At 60.2% G+C, this 16,997-nt stretch carries 14 protein-coding genes; 9 read left to right on the top strand and 5 right to left on the bottom strand.

What is annotated here, in order from left to right; all coding sequences use genetic code 11:
- Genes NLY43_RS03505 through NLY43_RS03485 form a run of 5 tightly spaced genes read right to left on the bottom strand, consistent with a single transcriptional unit; the run spans position 1 to position 6,341 of the window.
- Entirely contained in the window at positions 1–2,274 is a 2,274-nt protein-coding gene (locus NLY43_RS03505) for a hybrid sensor histidine kinase/response regulator (protein WP_023713485.1), read from the bottom strand.
- Positions 2,271–2,975 (bottom strand): chemotaxis protein CheW, encoded by a 705-nt coding sequence (locus NLY43_RS03500; RefSeq protein WP_023819373.1) that lies wholly within the window; start codon positions 2,973–2,975, stop codon positions 2,271–2,273. The genes NLY43_RS03505 and NLY43_RS03500 overlap by 4 nt, the downstream gene beginning before the upstream one ends.
- Positions 2,975–4,216: a CheR family methyltransferase gene (locus NLY43_RS03495; protein ID WP_023713483.1), complete on the bottom strand. Its 1,242-nt coding sequence runs from the start codon at positions 4,214–4,216 to the stop codon at positions 2,975–2,977. Before NLY43_RS03495 ends, NLY43_RS03500 begins: the two co-directional genes overlap by 1 nt.
- Positions 4,213–4,680 (bottom strand): chemotaxis protein CheW, encoded by a 468-nt coding sequence (locus tag NLY43_RS03490; RefSeq protein ID WP_023713482.1) that lies wholly within the window; start codon positions 4,678–4,680, stop codon positions 4,213–4,215. Before NLY43_RS03490 ends, NLY43_RS03495 begins: the two co-directional genes overlap by 4 nt.
- 23 nt (positions 4,681–4,703) lie before the next feature.
- Positions 4,704–6,341, bottom strand: a complete 1,638-nt coding sequence (locus NLY43_RS03485) for a methyl-accepting chemotaxis protein (protein ID WP_023713481.1) — start codon at positions 6,339–6,341, stop codon at positions 4,704–4,706.
- A 991-nt stretch (positions 6,342–7,332) separates the two neighbouring features.
- Here NLY43_RS03485 and nanR point away from each other — a divergent pair.
- The 9 genes from nanR (at position 7,333) to NLY43_RS03440 (ending at position 16,963) form a co-directional block, all read left to right on the top strand.
- Complete coding sequence (gene nanR / locus NLY43_RS03480) at positions 7,333–8,040, top strand: transcriptional regulator NanR (RefSeq protein WP_023713480.1); 708 nt, start codon at positions 7,333–7,335, stop codon at positions 8,038–8,040.
- Positions 8,040–8,345: a putative quinol monooxygenase gene (locus tag NLY43_RS03475; protein WP_023713479.1), complete on the top strand. Its 306-nt coding sequence runs from the start codon at positions 8,040–8,042 to the stop codon at positions 8,343–8,345. The genes nanR and NLY43_RS03475 overlap by 1 nt, the downstream gene beginning before the upstream one ends.
- Positions 8,346–8,392: 47 nt before the next feature.
- The gene (locus tag NLY43_RS03470) at positions 8,393–9,169 is read left to right on the top strand and encodes an HpcH/HpaI aldolase family protein (RefSeq protein ID WP_023730901.1); all 777 of its coding nucleotides are present in this window, start codon (positions 8,393–8,395) and stop codon (positions 9,167–9,169) included.
- Between the two features lie 14 nt (positions 9,170–9,183).
- Positions 9,184–10,236 carry an NAD(P)-dependent oxidoreductase gene (locus NLY43_RS03465; RefSeq protein WP_023713478.1) on the top strand — a complete coding sequence of 351 codons (1,053 nt, stop codon included), beginning with the start codon at positions 9,184–9,186 and terminating at the stop codon, positions 10,234–10,236.
- Positions 10,237–10,357: 121 nt separating this feature from the next.
- Entirely contained in the window at positions 10,358–12,013 is a 1,656-nt protein-coding gene (locus NLY43_RS03460; protein WP_023713477.1) for an extracellular solute-binding protein, read from the top strand.
- A gap of 30 nt (positions 12,014–12,043) precedes the next feature.
- Positions 12,044–13,039, top strand: coding sequence for a carbohydrate ABC transporter permease (locus tag NLY43_RS03455; RefSeq protein ID WP_245264032.1), 996 nt, complete (start codon positions 12,044–12,046; stop codon positions 13,037–13,039).
- Positions 13,039–13,887 (top strand): carbohydrate ABC transporter permease, encoded by an 849-nt coding sequence (locus tag NLY43_RS03450; RefSeq protein WP_050587094.1) that lies wholly within the window; start codon positions 13,039–13,041, stop codon positions 13,885–13,887. Before NLY43_RS03455 ends, NLY43_RS03450 begins: the two co-directional genes overlap by 1 nt.
- An 11-nt stretch (positions 13,888–13,898) precedes the next feature.
- Positions 13,899–14,993, top strand: a complete 1,095-nt coding sequence (locus tag NLY43_RS03445; protein ID WP_023693333.1) for an ABC transporter ATP-binding protein — start codon at positions 13,899–13,901, stop codon at positions 14,991–14,993.
- Entirely contained in the window at positions 14,990–16,963 is a 1,974-nt protein-coding gene (locus tag NLY43_RS03440; RefSeq protein ID WP_023713476.1) for a D-apionate lactonase family protein, read from the top strand. Before NLY43_RS03445 ends, NLY43_RS03440 begins: the two co-directional genes overlap by 4 nt.
- The last annotated feature ends 34 nt before the right edge of the window (positions 16,964–16,997 follow it).

The following is a 16,997-nucleotide window of genomic DNA, read 5'->3' as shown; positions in this document are numbered from 1 at the left end:
TCATTCAGCCGCCTCGCCAATCATGTCCACGACGGCATGGATCAGCGCCTCGTCCTGAAAACTACTCTTGGTCAGATAATAGTCCGCACCTGCGTCGAGCCCGCGCGCGCGATCTTCTTCCCGATCCTTGTATGAAACGATCATAATGGGTGTGTTCTTGAGATCAGCGTCCTTTCTGATCAAACTCACCAGCTCGATGCCATCCATGCGAGGCATGTCGATGTCGGTGACGACGAGATCGAAAGGACCAGACCGGACGGCATTCCACCCGTCCATGCCGTCTACCGCCACTTCGACCTCATAACCGTAATTGCCGAGCATCTTGCGCTGGAGTTCGCGAACCGTCAGTGAATCGTCAATCACGAGCACGCGCTTGCGCCTGCTCGCTTCGGGACCGCCCGCGGCGCGCCGAAGAGCTCGAAATCCGCTGGACGATGCAAGCTTTTCCACCGATCGGATCAGATCGTCGACATCGAAGATCAGAACGGGCGAACCATCTTCCATCAGGGCCGCTGCGCTGATGTCCTTGATCTTGGCAAACCGTGGATCGAGAGGTCTGATCACTAACTCGCGTTCCCCGAGAAAACGGTCAACGATCAGGCCGTACGCATCGCCCCGACCCGCATCTACGACGACGACCGATAGTTCGTTCGGTTCCGATCCGGGCTCACCTCGATCGAGCACCTCGCGAGCGGTGACCAGCCCGATCTGTCGATCGTTCAATCGAAAATGCGGCCGGCCCTGCAGGACGTTGATCTCCGTCCGCTGCAGTTTCAAAGTCTTGGAAATGGCAGCGAGTGGAAAAGCATAGGGCTCTCCATCGACATCGACGAGCAGCGTGCGCAGGACCGACAGTGTCAGCGGCAATTGCAGTTGAAATCGGGTTCCGTGGCCAAATTCTGAGGAGACGCTTGCGACTCCCCGGACTTCCTTCGTCATGGCTTGCACTGCATCGAGCCCCACACCGCGACCTGAGACGTCGGTAAGGCCCGCTTTCATGGAAAAGCCTGGCAGAAACAGAAACGCGAGCAATTCGCTTTCGCTGAGTGTTTCAGCACTTTCCCTGGTTGCAAGTTGCCGGGCGACGACGGTCTCGCGCAGCTTCGAGAGCTCTATCCCCCTGCCGTCGTCCACCACGGCTATCTGCAGCAGCCCGGCATTGTGCCTCGCTTCGAGCCTGATGAGCCCCTCTTCGGGTTTGCCCATCGCGAGGCGCTCCTCAGGCGGTTCAAGCCCATGGTCTACAGCGTTGCGCAGAAGGTGCCCCAAAGGGGCATCGAGCTGCTCGAGGATATCGCGGTCGATGCCGGTCGAGCCGCCTACGATCTCCAGTCGCACCCGCTTGCCAAGGGTACGACCGAGGTCGCGGATCATTCTCGCATAGTGTCGCACGCCGTCCTCAAAAGGCCGCATCCGGCTCGCCAACGTTTCGTCGTACAATCTGTTGGCAAGATCGGTCGCTTTCCGATCCACTGAATCCAACTCATCGAAACGCTCCGCCAGGAACGCTTGGCTCAACCGAAGCTTTCGCTGCGCTTCAGCCAGCGCCTCCACCACCGCCGCATCGTTTGAAACCGGCGGCAGCACTGCATGAAGATTGTCGAACGCACTTGCGAGGTCCGATTGAAGTCGCTTCAGCCGTAGCAGCCCGTCAGCGAATGGCCTGAGCCGCCGAGCTTCCATCAGCGACTCGCCAGCCAGCCCGAGCAATCGGTTCAGGCTGTCTGCCGTCACCCGAACCATTCTATCAGAGCCGATGCTGCCGTGGGCTTGCGGTACCGCCCCAACGAGGAGGTTCGCTGAAGAGGTCGTCGCCAGTTGCTCCTGGGCATGATCTGGAGTTGCGAAATCAGCTGCAGAATCTTGGGGACCGGGCTTTGCCTGGGGGAGGGACAACCCCTCGAACTTCGCGAGAAAGGTTTCGACTTCTGAGTTGGCGCTCTCGCTCGATGATCCCGATGCGATCAATTTCAAAAGGTCAGAACCTTGCAGAAGCGCGTCTATATGCTCCCGTCGCACCCTCAGATGCCCGCGTTGCGCTGCGACCAGGCAGTCTTCCATCGCATTTGCAACTTTGACTGCGGGCATCAGGTCGATGATGCGGGCAGCTCCTTTCAGGGAATGCGCGGCACGCATGCATGCTTCCAGGGCGTCGGCGGCGATAGGATCGCGTTCGAGTGCCAGAAGTCCAGAGGTCAGAGCCCGTGACTGCGTCTCCAGTTCGGCCTGGAAGAGGCTGAGCATCGAAACCTGGCTGAAGTCTTCATCTGTCATGCGATGCTCCGATCCAGCATCGTGAGCAGTTGTCGTGGATCGAGACAGCCAACGGCTCGTCCTTGCCATGGCAGCACGGCAACCGTAGCGGCAGACAGTGCCTTCCCAATCATGGCCGGAACAGCGAGAGTGTCGCGTTCCTGGTACCGATGTAAGCCGTGGATCTCATCAACCATAAAAGCAACCCGCTTGTCGCGCTCGCCTACCACGACAAGGCGGCGAAATACCTTGGTTCGTGTGCCTTGTTCCCCTTCCTTGCGCTCGTCTATCCCGAGCAATTCGGCCAGGGAAAGGCAAATCAGCAATTCACCACGGACATTCGCAATGCCGAGCAGTGCACTGTTCCTGCGATGTGGAAGTGAATGAACGCGACGAGATTCAGCCACTTCATGAAAAATACCGACCGGAAGTGCCAGCCATTCCTCCCCCAAACGGAAGAGAACGGCCGTCTGCAGCGCGTCGCTGTCTGCCGAATCGATCCCTGCACGACCAGCGTTGTCAGGCCATTCGTCGCGAGATGCCGAGGGAGCTGCACGGTCGAGGAGGCGTCGTGCGATCTTCTTGTAGGTCGGGCAATTGCGGCAGTGGAGATGCTGCTCTAGTAGCGGACATGACTTGTCACCCCGTACGCCTATTTGCCGCCAGCAGTCGTTGATTTCGATCTCCTCCACCGGCTGAGCGATCCTTGTCGAAGCCGCCATCAACTGCCGCTCCTTTTCTGGACCCGACCCAGCCGGCCGGCCAGCGCCTCGGCGCCGTTATGGTCGCCTTGCTTGCTAAGCAGCAAGGCCAGATGGACAAGAGCTTCTCGATGATTTGGCGCGAGATAGAGCGCCTTGCGATAACTTTGCGCGGCTTCGGGTGCAGAACCATCCGCATCCTGGACGAGGCCCAGCAGGTAGAAGATTTCTGCGGAAGGACCGAACTCCCTGAGATGCGCCAGGGCGACCTCCTGTGCCTCCTTTACGCGTCCTGCATTGGCGATCCGTTCAACCGCGATGAGGCTTTCCGAGGCGTGTGCAAGCGGCTTGGCCGGAGCCTGCCCGCGGCCTTCATTGCCAATTGTCGGTCGGAACGGACGAAGAGGCTCGCTCTTGTTGACCTTAGGGCTTGGCGTCCGCACCGGGACGGCGGCCGAAACTTTCGGCGCCGTGGTCTTGACGGGCTCCGATTTCAGAAAGGCGAAGGCCAATGGCCATTGAGCGGAAATAAAGCCATGCACCCTTGGAAGAGCTGCTTCCGCCGGACCGACCAGAAGAAGTCCGTCTTTGGCCAGCAGGTCCTTCAGGCAGATCAATGCGCGATCCTGCAGCTCTCGATTGAAATAGATCAGCAAATTGCGGCAAAGCAGGATGTCATAGACCTCTTGCCCGAAAGGCGCGTGAGAACCGAACAGGTTTCCTACCATGAACCGAACCTGTTTCAGCACCCCAGCAACAGGCCGCAACCCGCCCTCGGTCGCTTCGAAATAGCGATCCTTGAATTCGAGATGGCTGCCGCGAAACGAATTGCGGCCATAGATGGCGCGTTCAGCCGTCGCGATATTGCGGCTGCTGACGTCCACGCCATCGATCTTGAACTCATGCGCCTCAAAGCCGGCATCGAACATGGCCATGGCGACCGAGTAAGCCTCTTCGCCGGTTGAACATGGCAGGCTCAGGATTCTTATCGGCTGAGCAGGCTTGTGCGCGCGCGCATGCCGCGCCAGCATCGTGAACGCTTCTCGGTCGCGAAAGAACCAGGTCTCTGGGATCACCACCGCATTGATCAGCTCCTGCAGCTCCTGCGAGGAACCGGCCAAGTGTTGCCTATAGGCCTGAGGGTTGGTTATCCGGCATGCTTCCATCCGTTCTCTGACCGCCTGACGAACCACTGTCGGACCAACGCTGGCACTGTCCAGTCCAATGGTTTCCGTCAGGAGCTTTTCTATTGCTCCGGTCATTGATCACCTATTGCCGCCTGGCGGAGCAAAGCGGTACGAATCTCTTCCGAAAGCAGCGCTTCCACTTTGACCCACTGAATGATCTCCAAACCATCGGAAGCCACCGGCCCAAGATAGGGCGGGGTTCCTGGTTCCAGTCCGAACGGCGCGAAATCGCTCGGGTCTCGCTCGATCGTATCCGTCACCCGTTCCGCGATCAGCCCCAGCAGGCGTCGCTCGCCATCATCCGCCGGATAGCGCGTCACAACGATCCGGGTGCTCAACAGGCGCTCCGATGGTCGGCCAAGCGCAAGAAGGGTGACATCGATCAGGGGGATGGGTATTCCGTTATAGCTGACCAAACCCACCACACCAGTTGGCGCACCCGGAAGAACTTTCACGTCGATATAGGGCAGCACCTCTTCAATTTTGTGGACATCGATCAAGTAGCGATCCGGACCCATGTTGAAGGCGAGGAATAGCATTGTCACCTCCTACTGCCGGCTCGCTATGCTCGTAGCTTGAACCTCGATATGCTACTTCGCATGCCGCCTGAGACTTGATTGAGCTCGTCGATCGCGAGCGTCGATTGCTGAAGGGACTCGACTGTTTGCTGAGCTGCCTCGCTTAGCTGGGTTAGCGTGTCGCTGATCTGCCCCGCGCCGGTCGCCTGTGCTTGCATGCCTTCATTGGCGACTTCGAAACGTGGCACCAGCCCCTGAACCTGCTGAATGATCTCGAAGAGTTGCCCGCCGACCTGCTGGATGTCCTGCATACCCCGACGGACCTGCTCGGAAAACTTGTCCATGCCCATCACCCCGGCCGCGACTGCCGACTGGATGTCCTTGACCATTTGCTCGATATCGTAGGTGGAGACAGCTGTCTGGTCCGCGAGCCTTCGGATTTCCGTCGCCACCACTGCAAAACCCCGGCCATATTGGCCTGCCTTCTCCGCCTCAATGGAAGCGTTGAGCGACAACAGGTTCGTCTGATCGGCCACTTTGGTGATGGTCGTCACCACCTGATTGATGCTGCCGGCTTTCTCGCTCAGGATCGCCAGTTTGGAATTGATCGCGCCAGCCGCTTCCATGACCTGCTGCATGGTTTCTTCCATACGGGTCAGCCCCGCTTGCCCCCCGCCAGCCACGGCAGCGGTTTGTTCGGCAACTGTGGAGACCTCGTTCATCGTGCGGACCAGTTCGTTTGATGTGGCGGAGATTTCCTTGGCTGTCGCTCGGATTTCTGTTGTGGTCGCTGCGATTTCAGTCGCAGTTGCCTGCTGTTGCTTGGAGGTGGCGGCGATCTCAGTTATCGACGTGCCGACCTGTATGCTGGACCTTTGAACCTGACCAATGAGGGTTGTGAGATCGTCCGCCATTGCGTTGAAGCCGTCGGCAAGCACGCTGAATTCGTCTCGGCGCCTCAGATCGAGCCGTTCGCTGAAGTCGCCTTGCCGCATCAATTGAACCGCGTCGACCAAACGGGTGAGCGGACCTGTAATGGCGCGAAACAGCTGGTAACCCAAAAGAAGGGCTAGCCCGAGGGCTATCAACAAGCCAACGCTCAAACCGACTTCGGCCGTTCTGACGATCGAGCTGATCCGCTGCGTCGCGCTGTTTGCCTCGCCTCTGTGATCCTCAACCATGGCCTGCAGAGCGGACTGCAATTTTACAAAGATCGGCTCTACTTCGTTCTTGATAGCTGGGCTTTCATTGGGAGTTTCACCTTTCGACAAGGCAGCCCGGCTTGTTTCCAGCACAGCAGTTTCAGCCAGACGGAATTGGTTGGCGAGTTGTTTGACGGTTGCATAATTCTGCTTGTCGATATCGGAGACGATCGTTGCCTCATAGTCGTCCATCGACCGCTGCACCTGGTTGCGATTGGTCGTGATCGCGTTTGCAACCGTGCTTCTGTCTGACGGGTTGTCCTGAAGGGCATATTCCTGAAGCAGACTATGGGCCGCCATCTGGCCCGTCATGATCTCGGTACTGTGATAAAGGTCCGGAAGGATGCCCTTCTCGACCTCAGTCGCCTCCTCCCCCGCCTGAAGAAACCAGGCGTACGCGATGAGGGCTATCACGGACATGACCACCAGAACGGCTGCGAAACTGACGAGGATGCGGTGGCGTATTGTCAGACTCTTCATGGAACCGGTTCACCAATGGGGGGCATCGTGGGCTGCGCGACAAGCGCTCGTTCCGACATATTCGAAAAGGTGCGTCGAAAAGCGGTAGTCTGATGCTGAATGGTTTCTTTTCCGTTCCATAGCTAATGATGGCGAGGCGGCTCGCCAATCGGCGCCGCCAGAAGCGGTGGTCAAAGGACGACTGCCGTCCACGCACATCAGCCCGAGATCGGCTGGATGGCCAGGCGGGAACGCGCCTCATATCAGCCGTCCAGCATGATCGTCGCACTGAAAGCGGATCGCCGAAACCACATGTCGCAAACTGGCCAGCGCGTAGATTGGCGCCGAGTACGGGTTCGACATGCGCAGGTGACGATAACTAAATGGCAAGCGCCCCCGCCTGAGGCCCCTCAGGACTAAAATGATCTTGAGACAGTTTCAAATGCGCATCCTCAAGCGGCGGCCGCTAACCGCACAAGGATGAGCACAACGTGACGAGCGCTCTGGAGCGTAGAGGGGACTAACCCGACAATCCCTTCCTTTGCGACATTGCGGCGGGGAAAAAGATTACGAGATGGAGCAGGCGTATTGCCAAAGGGGTCCAGCAGCGAGAGTTCGCGTTTTCCGCCTCGGCTGTGAACCCGCTTCCATTCGCTGATCTTGCTCAGGTCGAGGTCTACTTGCCATCGAGGGCTCATGTCCCAGCTCATAAGCAGGCGGTTGGGTAGGTTTCGGCCAGCACACGGCCCGGTGGCACTCCTGGGGTCCACACCGCAGGTTCAAACTGACCACCGACCCAGGGTTCGAAGACCGTTCCCGATCGGAACACCGAGCAGATTGTGCTCGCTCTCCCTCAAGTTACTGAAATCTTCGTGAAGACATTGAAGGCGTCGCAAAGGACGCCTGGACAACGACGGAGTCGCTTTAAGGGCTGCCACCGGATGCTTAGATCTCGTTGACAAGGGGTGCTATGGGATCATAACGTACCTAATTGGTATAACAGGTATGCCACATGATCGGAGTTCTGATCAAACAGCGGAAGCTTTCGGACGAGGTGGTAGCGCACCTCGAGCGGATGATCCGAGAGGGAGAGTTGGCCGAGGCCGACCGTCTCCCATCTGAACGGGAACTCATGCGGCAGTTCGGGGTAGGGCGGCCTTCCATCCGTGAGGCCCTGCTGCATCTGAGCAAAATGGGCCTTGTCGAGATAAAATCGGGGGAGCGTGCCCGCGTCACTCGACCCACTCCTCAATTCGTGATCGACGCCCTTTCAGGGCCGGCTCGGCACATGATTTCGGCGCCGGGAGGGGTTCACGACTTCCAGAGCGCGCGGCTGTTTTTCGAGGTCGGTCTTGCCCGCAACGCCGCTGTGCATGCTACCCCGGAAGACGTTGAAAGCCTCAAGGAGGCGCTCGAACTCAACCGGCAGTCGATCGGCGATCTGGCGCGCTTCGAGCGCACGGACGTAGACTTCCATTACGTGCTGGCGGTAATCACCCGCAATCGGATCTTTACAGCTATTCACGCGGCCTTAGCTGAATGGTTGCTCGAACAGCGTCGCACCACATTGGCCAAGGGTGAAGACCGCAAGGCTTACCAGGCTCATCGCGAAATCTTCGAGGCCGTCGCCGCGCGCGATCCAGACGCGTCAGAGGCGGCCATGCGCAGCCATCTCGAATATGTGGCCAAGCGGTATCTGCAACTTGCGAGGCCCAAGTGATGACCGGATTTGTCGTCTGGGTCGATTTCTGCCTGAGGCCTGGTGCCCGGGACAGATTCCGTGAACTTGTCGACGCCAATGCGACCGCCTCGATGCGCACCGAGGCCGGCTGTCGCCGCTTTGACGTGACGGAGGCGCGCGGCGAACCGGATCGGGTCCTGCTCTATGAGATTTACGATAGCGAGGCCGCATTCGAGGACCACTGCCGCACCGCTCATTTCGACGAATTCAATACGCAGAGCGCGCCGCTCGTTGTGACCAAGTTGGTGACGACCTGCGACCTCGTTCTTGAAGCCACGCATTGAAGCGAACATAGGCGGATTGGCCCATTGGGGCAAACGGGAGGAAGTGCATGTCGGAGCCAAGTCTCAGGGCGTTAGCTTCTCACAGGCGGGTCAAGCTCGGTACGCTCGTCGCCGAGTTCGCCACGCCGGGAATCGGTCACATCCTGAAGTCCGCTGGCTGCGATTTCGTCTTTTTCGACATGGAGCATTCGGGATTTAACTTGGAAACGCTGAAGAGTGCGATCCGCTATTTCGAGGCGGCTGACCTGCCGGTCATGGTGCGTGTGCCATCGCAGGACTACCACTTCCTTGCCCGCGCCATGGACATGGGCGCCGAAGGCCTGATCGCGCCGATGGTGAGCAGCGTCGAACAGGCGCAGCACATCATCAATTCCATGAAGTACCACCCTGCCGGCGCCCGCGGCGTGGCGCTGCAGATCGCTCATGACCGCTACCGGCCAGGCTCGGTCGCTGATAAATTCGAGGCCGCCAACAAGCGCTCGACGTTCATCTGCCTGATCGAGACCGCCGACGGCGTCAAGAACATTGACGGCATCGCGGGACTGGACGGGGTCGATTGTCTGTGGGTTGGACATTTCGATCTGTCCGTCTCGCTCGGCATTCCTGGCGACTTCGCCCACCCCACTTTCACTGCTGCAATGGCCAAAATCGTTGCCGCCGCCAAGAAGCACAACAAATCGCTTGGACGCTTGGTGCCCAACGTCGCCCAGGGACACGAGTTCTACGCAAAGGGCTTCGATTTCATTTGTTATTCAGGCGACGTTTGGGTCCTGCACGACGCGATCGCCGACGCGGTTTCCAAGATCCGGGCCGGGTGCCAATAGGAGCGGAGGAGACGATGGACAGCGTGAAATTCAGGGTGGCGCTTTCCGGTGATTTCCGCAGGCCGGACGGCTCGCCGACCTACCCAGATTTCGATCTGGAGCCGCTGCGCAATGCGACAGCTGTCGAGATGGTGTTCCTGGAGTCAAACAGTCCGCTTCGCGCCGACCAACTTGAGGATTTCGATGCGCTGATCCTCCTCGCCCATCGTTTCGATGTCACGAGTGTCCCCAGGAGCGGCCGCCTGGCCGTCGTTGCCCGCTTCGGGGTCGGCTACGACACTGTCGACGTTGAGGCATGCACCGCAGCCGGTATTGCCTTGGTCATCACGCCCGATGGCGTGCGACGGCCCGTCGCCGTATCCGTCATCACCTTCATGCTGGCGCTGACCGGCAAGCTGCTGACAAAGGACGCACTCACCCGCAAAGGGTCTGTTGGTTTTGAGAAGCGCTCCGAACATATGGGGGTCGGCCTCGTCGGGCGTACGCTTGGGTCGCTGGGCATCGGCAACATCGGTGCCGAGGTCTTCCGCTTGGCGAAGCCCTTTGACATGCAATTCATTGCCCATGACCCGTTTGCCGACAAGGGGGTCGCTGCCGACCTGGGCGTCGAGCTGGTAGGGCTGGAGGATCTGTTTCGCCGCGCCGACGTGCTGTCGGTGAGTTGCCCCCTGTCACCCCAGACCCACCACATCGTCAATGCCGAGCGGATCGCCCTGATGAAGCCGACAGCTTACCTGATCAACACCGCGCGCGGCCCGATCGTCGACCAGAAAGCGCTGACGCAAGCACTGCAGGAGCGCCGCATCGCCGGCGCCGGTCTCGACGTGCTGGAACAAGAGCCTCCCGACGCAGACGATGCGATCCTCAAACTCGATAATGTCATCCTGGCGCCGCACGCGCTTTGCTGGACCGACCAGTGCTTTGCCGGCAACGGTGCGGCGGACGTCAAAGCGGTAATGGAGGTGCAGCGCGGTCGCGAGCCGCGCGGCGTGGTCAATCGCGAGGTGCTTTCGAGCGAGCTGTGGAAGACCAGGCTGTCTGGGCTCGCCGCCCGCTTTGGAACCTAGGAGTGACACTGATTTTCGGCGCGCCGCCGCGGCCTGTTTGCGGCGACCTTACGGGAGGAAATGCTTGACCGCTGCGCCGGCGGACGAGTGAAGCAAAAGGAAAATGGGAGGACCAAGCACTATGAACGATCGTGAAAAACGTGACTTTCAGGCAGGTCTCGAAGCAGAGGTCGACGCCTTCATGCGCGGCGAAACCACCCGCCGAACTTTCATCACCCGCTTCGGTCAGATGACCGGCATGTTGGCCGTGTCCGGCCCGCTGCTGGGGATGATGACCGATTGGGCGCTGGCGCAGCAAACATTGGAATTGGCGGACGCCACGTCGCCGCTCGGCCAGGCGCAGGCCGCAGCCCTGAAAGCATCGAAGGAAGGGCCTGCGGACGGTTCCGCCTTTCGCGCGGCGGAGGCAGCCAAGGCGCATTCGGGCGTCACCCTCAACATGACCTACGAGGCTGGCCTGCAGGCACTCGACCCGCGCAATTTCAGTGGGCCGATGTGGGAGCAGCTTACCGGGATGAAGTCGAATGTCGTCGAGCTGTCGAACCCGGACCAGTACTCCAAGGCGGTCGCCGAGCACATCGCCGGCTCGGGTGCCTATGACGTCCTCGACATCTCGCCGGCCTGGACGCCGTCGCTTGCCGATGGCGGCGTCATCGCCCCGCTAGACGACTACATCGCCAAATACATGAACCCGGCAGACCTCGAGGACTATCATCCCCTGTACAAGGCGCTGCCGACCTACAAGGGCAAGATCTGGGGGTTCTTCGACGACGGCGACATGTTCGCTCTCTACTACCGCAAGGACATTTTCGAGGATCCGAAAATGATCGAGGCTTACCAGGCGAAGTTCAACGCCAAGCTTGGGCCGCCCAAGACATGGGAAGAATATGCCCAGATCGCCCAGTTCATCACCGACCAGATGGCGCCAAAGGTCTATGGCGCGGGACATTTCCGCAAGGCGGGCAGCCCCGGCAATCAGTTTGACTTTCTGCAGCAGTACCGGGCCAACGGCGGAAAACTCTTCGGCGACGACATGAAGGCAGGTTTGGTTTCGGATGCCGGCGTCAAGACGCTGACAAACATGCTCGCCGCAAACAAGGCCTCGATCCCCGGCAACAACGAGCTCGACGCCGTCTCCTTGTGGGCGGCTTTCCTGACCGGCAAAGTCGCGATGATCTATTCCTGGCCTCCTAGCGGCCGTATGGCGGCGAACTATTCGCAGTCGGCCACGGCAATCAACTTCATTCCGCAGTCCCAAATCGCCGGCAAGGTCGGCTATGCCGTGGTTCCGGGAAATCCGGAACATGCCACCGGCTACAACAAGGCACTGTCGGCCGACTCGCCCAACCCTGAGGCGGCGTATCTGTTCATGCAGTGGGTATGCTCGCCACCCGTCTCGCTGGCACGTTGCATGCTGCCCTACGCGCTACGCGACCCGTACCGCATCTCGCACTTCAAGTCCGAGCTCTACGGCGCGCTCTTCCCGAGTGCCAAGGAGTACCTTGCCAACCTCAACAACTCGGCAAACGTCGGTCTGCTCGACCCGATCATGCCAGGCGCGCAGGACTACTTCTTGAGCATCGATCGCATGTGCACGGCCGTGTGGGCTGGTGCGGATCCGAAGGCGTCGCTTGAAACGGCGGCCGCCGAGTGGAACGAGACGACCGACCGACTGGGTGTGGATTCGCAGAAGGGCTTCTACACCGAGTTCTTGAAACTGCCTGGCGCCACCGCCGACAACACGGTGGAAAAACTTGGCATGGCGGTCACCCTCTGAAGGGAGGCGGACTCTCTGGAGCAATTGGTGTTGCGGGCGCTTGGCTCGCAACACCTCCCCGCTAAGCGGCGATTGGATACGTCTATGCAGCCCACAGCCACGATCCGCCATTTGAAGGCCGCCGGCGCACCGCCCCGGCTGTCTGCCTTTGCCCAATGGGCTGACCGTCATTTCAAGTGGCTGCTGGTCGCCCCCGCTGTGCTGCTGATATTGGCACTGTCGATCTATCCGCTTCTGTTCTCGCTGGTGGTATCCTTCATCAACTACGACTTCCAGGTGCCGGGCCACGCCTTTGTCGGATTGAAGAACTTCGAGCGGGTCGTGTTCGATCCCGTAGCACGTTGGTCGCTGTTGCTGACAGCATCGCTGTCGGGCATCAGCGTCGCTATAGAGTTCGTTCTCGGCCTCCTGGTGGCGCTGACAATGGTGCGCAGCTTTCCGGGCCGCGGTGTGATCATGTCGATCCTGATCGTGCCGCTGTTCATCAGCCCGGTCATCGTTGGCCAAGCCTGGACGCTGCTCTTACAGCGGCCTTTTGGACCGACCAACTATGTCCTGACGCAACTATTGGGGCAGGAGGTTACGATCGGCTGGATGACGGAGCGCCCGTGGCTCTACGTCTCGCTGATCATCGCCGATGTCTGGCAGTGGACGCCGTTCATGTTCGTCATCCTGCTCGCCGGGCTGACCGCAATCCCACCCAATCTCTATGAGGCGGCAGAACTCGACGGCGTCAACGCCTGGCAGGTTTTTTGGGCGATCACGCTCCCGCATCTCGGGTCGATGATGCTGCTGGCGCTGACCTTCCGTCTGCTCGACGCAATCCGTATGTTCGATACCATTTTCATCATGACAGGGGGTGGCCCAGGAACACAAACCTACACGGCCTCCTATTATCTTTATACCATCGGCTTCACGCAGTTTCATCTGTCGCAGGCAACAGCAGGAAGTTGGCTGTTCCTGATCTTTACGGCGCTCATCGTGACGTTGCTGGTGCGTCGGCTCTTGAAGGTAGAACCGGTCTGATGGCCGCCGTCGCGCCCGCCCGCCGCAGGAAACGCCGGTCGTTGCCGATCGGCCGAATTCTGCTGCTGGGGTTCTTCCTGGTGTTCGTGATGTGGCCGCTCTACTGGATGTTCAACACCTCCATCAAGCCCAGCGACGACTACCTCACCGTACCGCCTGTCTGGTTCCCCGCCGCTCCGACGCTTGTCCACTACAAAGCTGCGCTGTTCGCCTATCGTGGTCTCGACGGGCTCATAAACAGCCTGATTATTTCGCTTTCGGCCACGGTGCTTTCGGCACTGATAGGCACGCTGATGGCCTATAGTCTGGCGCGCTACGACACGGGCGGCCGGCATCTGTCCTTCTGGGTGCTGTCGCAGCGCTTCCTGCCCCCGATCGGCATTGTCCTGCCGGTATTCCTTATCTACCGCGGCGTTGGGCTGTACGATACCCATATCGGGCTGATCATAGCTTACACGGTCTTCACGCTGCCGGTGTCCGTTTGGATGATGTTTGCTTATTTCCGCGGCATGCCGAAGTCGATGGAGGAGGCGGCCCTCGTCGATGGCTGCACGAGATGGGAGGCGTTCTGGCGCGTTGCCGTGCCGCTGGCAGCACCAGGCATTGTCGCGGCGGCTGTCTTCGCCTTCATTGCATGCTGGACGGAGTTCTTCTTCGCTCTGATCTTGACCAGCCGAACTGCCTTTACGCTGCCAACGGTCTTCCGCGCCTTCATCGGCTTCCAGGGCGCGCAATACGGCGAAGCCGCGGCCCTTGCCATCGTCTCCCTTGTGCCATCGATCGCCCTTGGAGTGCTTGCTCAACGACATCTCGTGCGCGGGCTGACGCTCGGCGCCGTTCGCGGATAGGAAGGGAAGGCATGGCCGAAGTCAGAATCACCGGCTTGCACAAGCGCTACGGCGCGTTCCATGCCGTGCGCGGCATTGACCTCCACATCCGCGACGGCGAGTTCACTGTCCTGGTTGGGCCCTCCGGTTGCGGCAAGAGCACTCTGCTGAGGACCATCGCAGGACTGGAGGAGAGCTCACAAGGCACGATCGAGATTGGCGGCGAGGTGGTTAATGATTTCCGGCCGCGCGATCGCGACGTGGCAATGGTGTTTCAAGATTATGCGCTCTATCCCCATATGAACGTGGCCAAGAACATTGGCTTCGGCCTCAAGGCTCGCAAGATGCCGAAGCCAGAGGTCGAGGTGCGCGTGGCCGAGGCGGCACGCATGCTTGGGATCACTCCGTTGCTGGGGCGTTTTCCGCGCCAATTGTCCGGTGGCCAACGCCAGCGCGTCGCCATCGGCCGCGCCATAGTCCGCAACCCCCGCATCTTTTTGTTCGACGAGCCGCTGTCCAACCTCGACGCACAACTCCGCGACGAAATGCGCGGCGAAATCAAACGCCTTCACCAGGACATTGCGACAACGATGATCTACGTCACCCATGACCAGATCGAAGCGATGACGTTGGCTGACCGCATCGTGCTGATGCGCGACGGGTTGATAGAGCAGCAGGGCGCGCCACTCGAGTTGTTCGAGCACCCGGCCTCAACGTTCGTCGCTGGGTTCCTGGGTTCGCCGCGGATGAGCTTCCTGCCAGGTACCCTTGCCTTGGACGCAGGCGCCGCTGCCATCCGGCTCGCGGATGCACTGCTGCCTTTAGCGCGCGGCAGGGGGCTGAAGGGCGTCGCGGACGGACAGCAGGTGCTGCTCGGGTTGAGGCCAGAACACCTCACTCGTGCGCACACTGCAACGCCGGAGCAGGGCACGTTTCGCTATGAGGCAACGATCGACCTGCTGCAGCCGACCGGCTCGCGCAGTTACGCGACATTCCGACTGGCCGGCGTGCCGGTGATGGCTGAGCTGCAGGCGCACGATGTCAGCCGTCCGGGCGAGAAGCTTGCGATCGACATCAACATGAACCGGGCCTCGATCTTCGACGCCACGACGGAGCGCGCAATTTGACCTCGGCAGCTTCCCTGGCAGTCCGCTTGTGTGGCACCGAAGAGCTCGAGGCACCGCTGCGCACACTGCGCGCCGGATCCTTGTCGGTCGCGTTCGACAATGGGGCGTTGCGTTACATCCACGTCGGGACGATCGAGATCTTGCGCGGAATCTCGTTTCTTGTACGGGACGAAAACTGGGGAACATGTACCACCGTTCTCGATGATCTCCGGATCGACGAGAGGCCGGATGCGTTCGCCATTGAATACCGTGCAACATGTGCCGCAACATCCGGCCGCCTGATTTACCGGGCGCGCGTCTCAGGCAGTGGCGATGGTGCGCTGTCGTTTGTGGCGGAGGCAGAGCCCGAGACTGACGTTTTGACGAATCGGACCGGCTTCGTCGTCCTTCATCCGATCGAGGGCTTAGCCGGCAAGCCGATAAAGGTGCTGCATGAGGATGGTCACGACGAGCTATCGTTCTTTCCGGACCACATCGATCCAAAATGTCCGTTCACCGACATCCGGGCGTTGTCGCACGAGATCGCGCCTGGGATCTGGGCGACATGCACCATGGAGGGTGATGCCTTTGAGATGGAGGACCAACGCAATTGGTCTGACGCCTCCTATAAAACATATGTCCGCCCTCTGCGTCGCCCGTGGCCTTACAGACTGCCCAGGGGCCAGAAATTCACGCAGGCCGTCCGGCTTCACGTGTCAGGAACGCTCCCTGCCGGGACGTCTGAAAATCGCAATCCACTCATCAACCTGACCATCGGCGGACCGGTCGGCCGAGTGCCCCGCACTGGCGTCGGCGTCGCCGCCGACGAGGCAAAGCACGCGCTCGAAACCCCCGAGCTCCTACGACGAATGGCTCCCCAGTGGATGGTCTGCCAGGTCGATCTCCGGATCGCACACGGCCAGGACGAACTAGAAAGCTACGCCGCGCTCGCACGGCTGACCGGCGCTGGCGTGGTCCTCGAGATTGTCACCAAGGGCACGCGCGATCCATTCGGCGAATTGGCGCCGGTCGCGGATGCTGTCCACTCACTCGGCCTCAAACTAGAAGCTGTCTCCGTATTTCCGGCGCAGGACATGACATCCGTACAGCCGGGAGCACCGTGGCCGACTATGCCCAGCTTCCACGAAAGCTACTCCGCTGCTCGCCGGGCTTTCCCAGGCATCGCGCTGGGCGGCGGCATGGCCGCTTACTTCACCGAACTCAACCGCAAGCGTCCGCCAGCCGAAGCGCTCGACTACGTGACCTTCACCACCTGTCCAAGCGTGCACGCCGCAGATGATGTCTCGGTGATGGAGACACTTCAGGCAATCCCCCATCTAATCCGCTCCGCGCATGCTTTCATGGGGGAACGCTTGCCACTGCGTATCGGTCCCATCCAGCTCGGCTGCCGTGAGAACCCATACGGAAAATCCACTGCGCCGAATGAAGCGAACGCTCGCGTCTGTCTATCGCGCATTGATCCTCGTCAGCGCGGGCTGTTCAATGCGGCTTGGACTGTCGGATATTTCGCGGCCTGCGCTCGCGAAGGAATCGAGGCCGTCGCGTTCGGTGACTTCGCTGGCCCCTTTGGCCAAATCCATAGGAAGGCTGATTTCGTGCAGCCATGGTATGACCAGCAGGATGGCCCAACGGTCTATCCCGCTTTCCATGTCTTGGCTGGTCTCTCAAAGCTCGGCGGAGCCACCTTGCTGTCCGTAGGAACTTCCGGCTGTGACGGCGTCGTGACGATCGCGGCTGAAAAAGATCGCCGCGTGACCCTGTGGGTCGCTAACCCTACCGCCAAGACGCAATCTGTGCGGCTTTCGGATTCGCCGAGCAGCGCCCGCATTGCTCTTCTCGGCGCCGAGCAGTTCGAGCGGCCGGCAACCGATCCCGACTTCATGGAAAGTTCCGCAAGACCGCTGGATGATCAAAGCATCTCGCTTGGCGCCTACGCCGTCGCGCGAGTCGACCTCGATCGATCGTCTTAGGCCTAGCCGATGTTCGCTGTTTGGCCAAACCCCC

The sequence above is a fragment of the Mesorhizobium sp. C416B genome (assembly GCF_030323165.1).
Classification (GTDB): Bacteria; Pseudomonadota; Alphaproteobacteria; order Rhizobiales; family Rhizobiaceae; genus Mesorhizobium.
Note: the sequence above shows the minus strand (reverse complement) of the source record. Positions and strands in the feature narration are given on the sequence as shown.

What these genes read in the sequence shown, in the direction of transcription:
- NLY43_RS03505 (WP_023713485.1), bottom strand. Translation starts at nt 2,274, where the DNA reads ATGACAGATGAAGACTTCAGCCAGGTTTCGATGCTCAGCCTCTTCCAG.
- NLY43_RS03500 (WP_023819373.1), bottom strand. Translation starts at nt 2,975, where the DNA reads ATGGCGGCTTCGACAAGGATCGCTCAGCCGGTGGAGGAGATCGAAATC.
- NLY43_RS03495 (WP_023713483.1), bottom strand. Translation starts at nt 4,216, where the DNA reads ATGACCGGAGCAATAGAAAAGCTCCTGACGGAAACCATTGGACTGGAC.
- NLY43_RS03490 (WP_023713482.1), bottom strand. Translation starts at nt 4,680, where the DNA reads ATGCTATTCCTCGCCTTCAACATGGGTCCGGATCGCTACTTGATCGAT.
- NLY43_RS03485 (WP_023713481.1), bottom strand. Translation starts at nt 6,341, where the DNA reads ATGAAGAGTCTGACAATACGCCACCGCATCCTCGTCAGTTTCGCAGCC.
- nanR (WP_023713480.1), top strand. Translation starts at nt 7,333, where the DNA reads ATGATCGGAGTTCTGATCAAACAGCGGAAGCTTTCGGACGAGGTGGTA.
- NLY43_RS03475 (WP_023713479.1), top strand. Translation starts at nt 8,040, where the DNA reads ATGACCGGATTTGTCGTCTGGGTCGATTTCTGCCTGAGGCCTGGTGCC.
- NLY43_RS03470 (WP_023730901.1), top strand. Translation starts at nt 8,393, where the DNA reads ATGTCGGAGCCAAGTCTCAGGGCGTTAGCTTCTCACAGGCGGGTCAAG.
- NLY43_RS03465 (WP_023713478.1), top strand. Translation starts at nt 9,184, where the DNA reads ATGGACAGCGTGAAATTCAGGGTGGCGCTTTCCGGTGATTTCCGCAGG.
- NLY43_RS03460 (WP_023713477.1), top strand. Translation starts at nt 10,358, where the DNA reads ATGAACGATCGTGAAAAACGTGACTTTCAGGCAGGTCTCGAAGCAGAG.
- NLY43_RS03450 (WP_050587094.1), top strand. Translation starts at nt 13,039, where the DNA reads ATGGCCGCCGTCGCGCCCGCCCGCCGCAGGAAACGCCGGTCGTTGCCG.
- NLY43_RS03445 (WP_023693333.1), top strand. Translation starts at nt 13,899, where the DNA reads ATGGCCGAAGTCAGAATCACCGGCTTGCACAAGCGCTACGGCGCGTTC.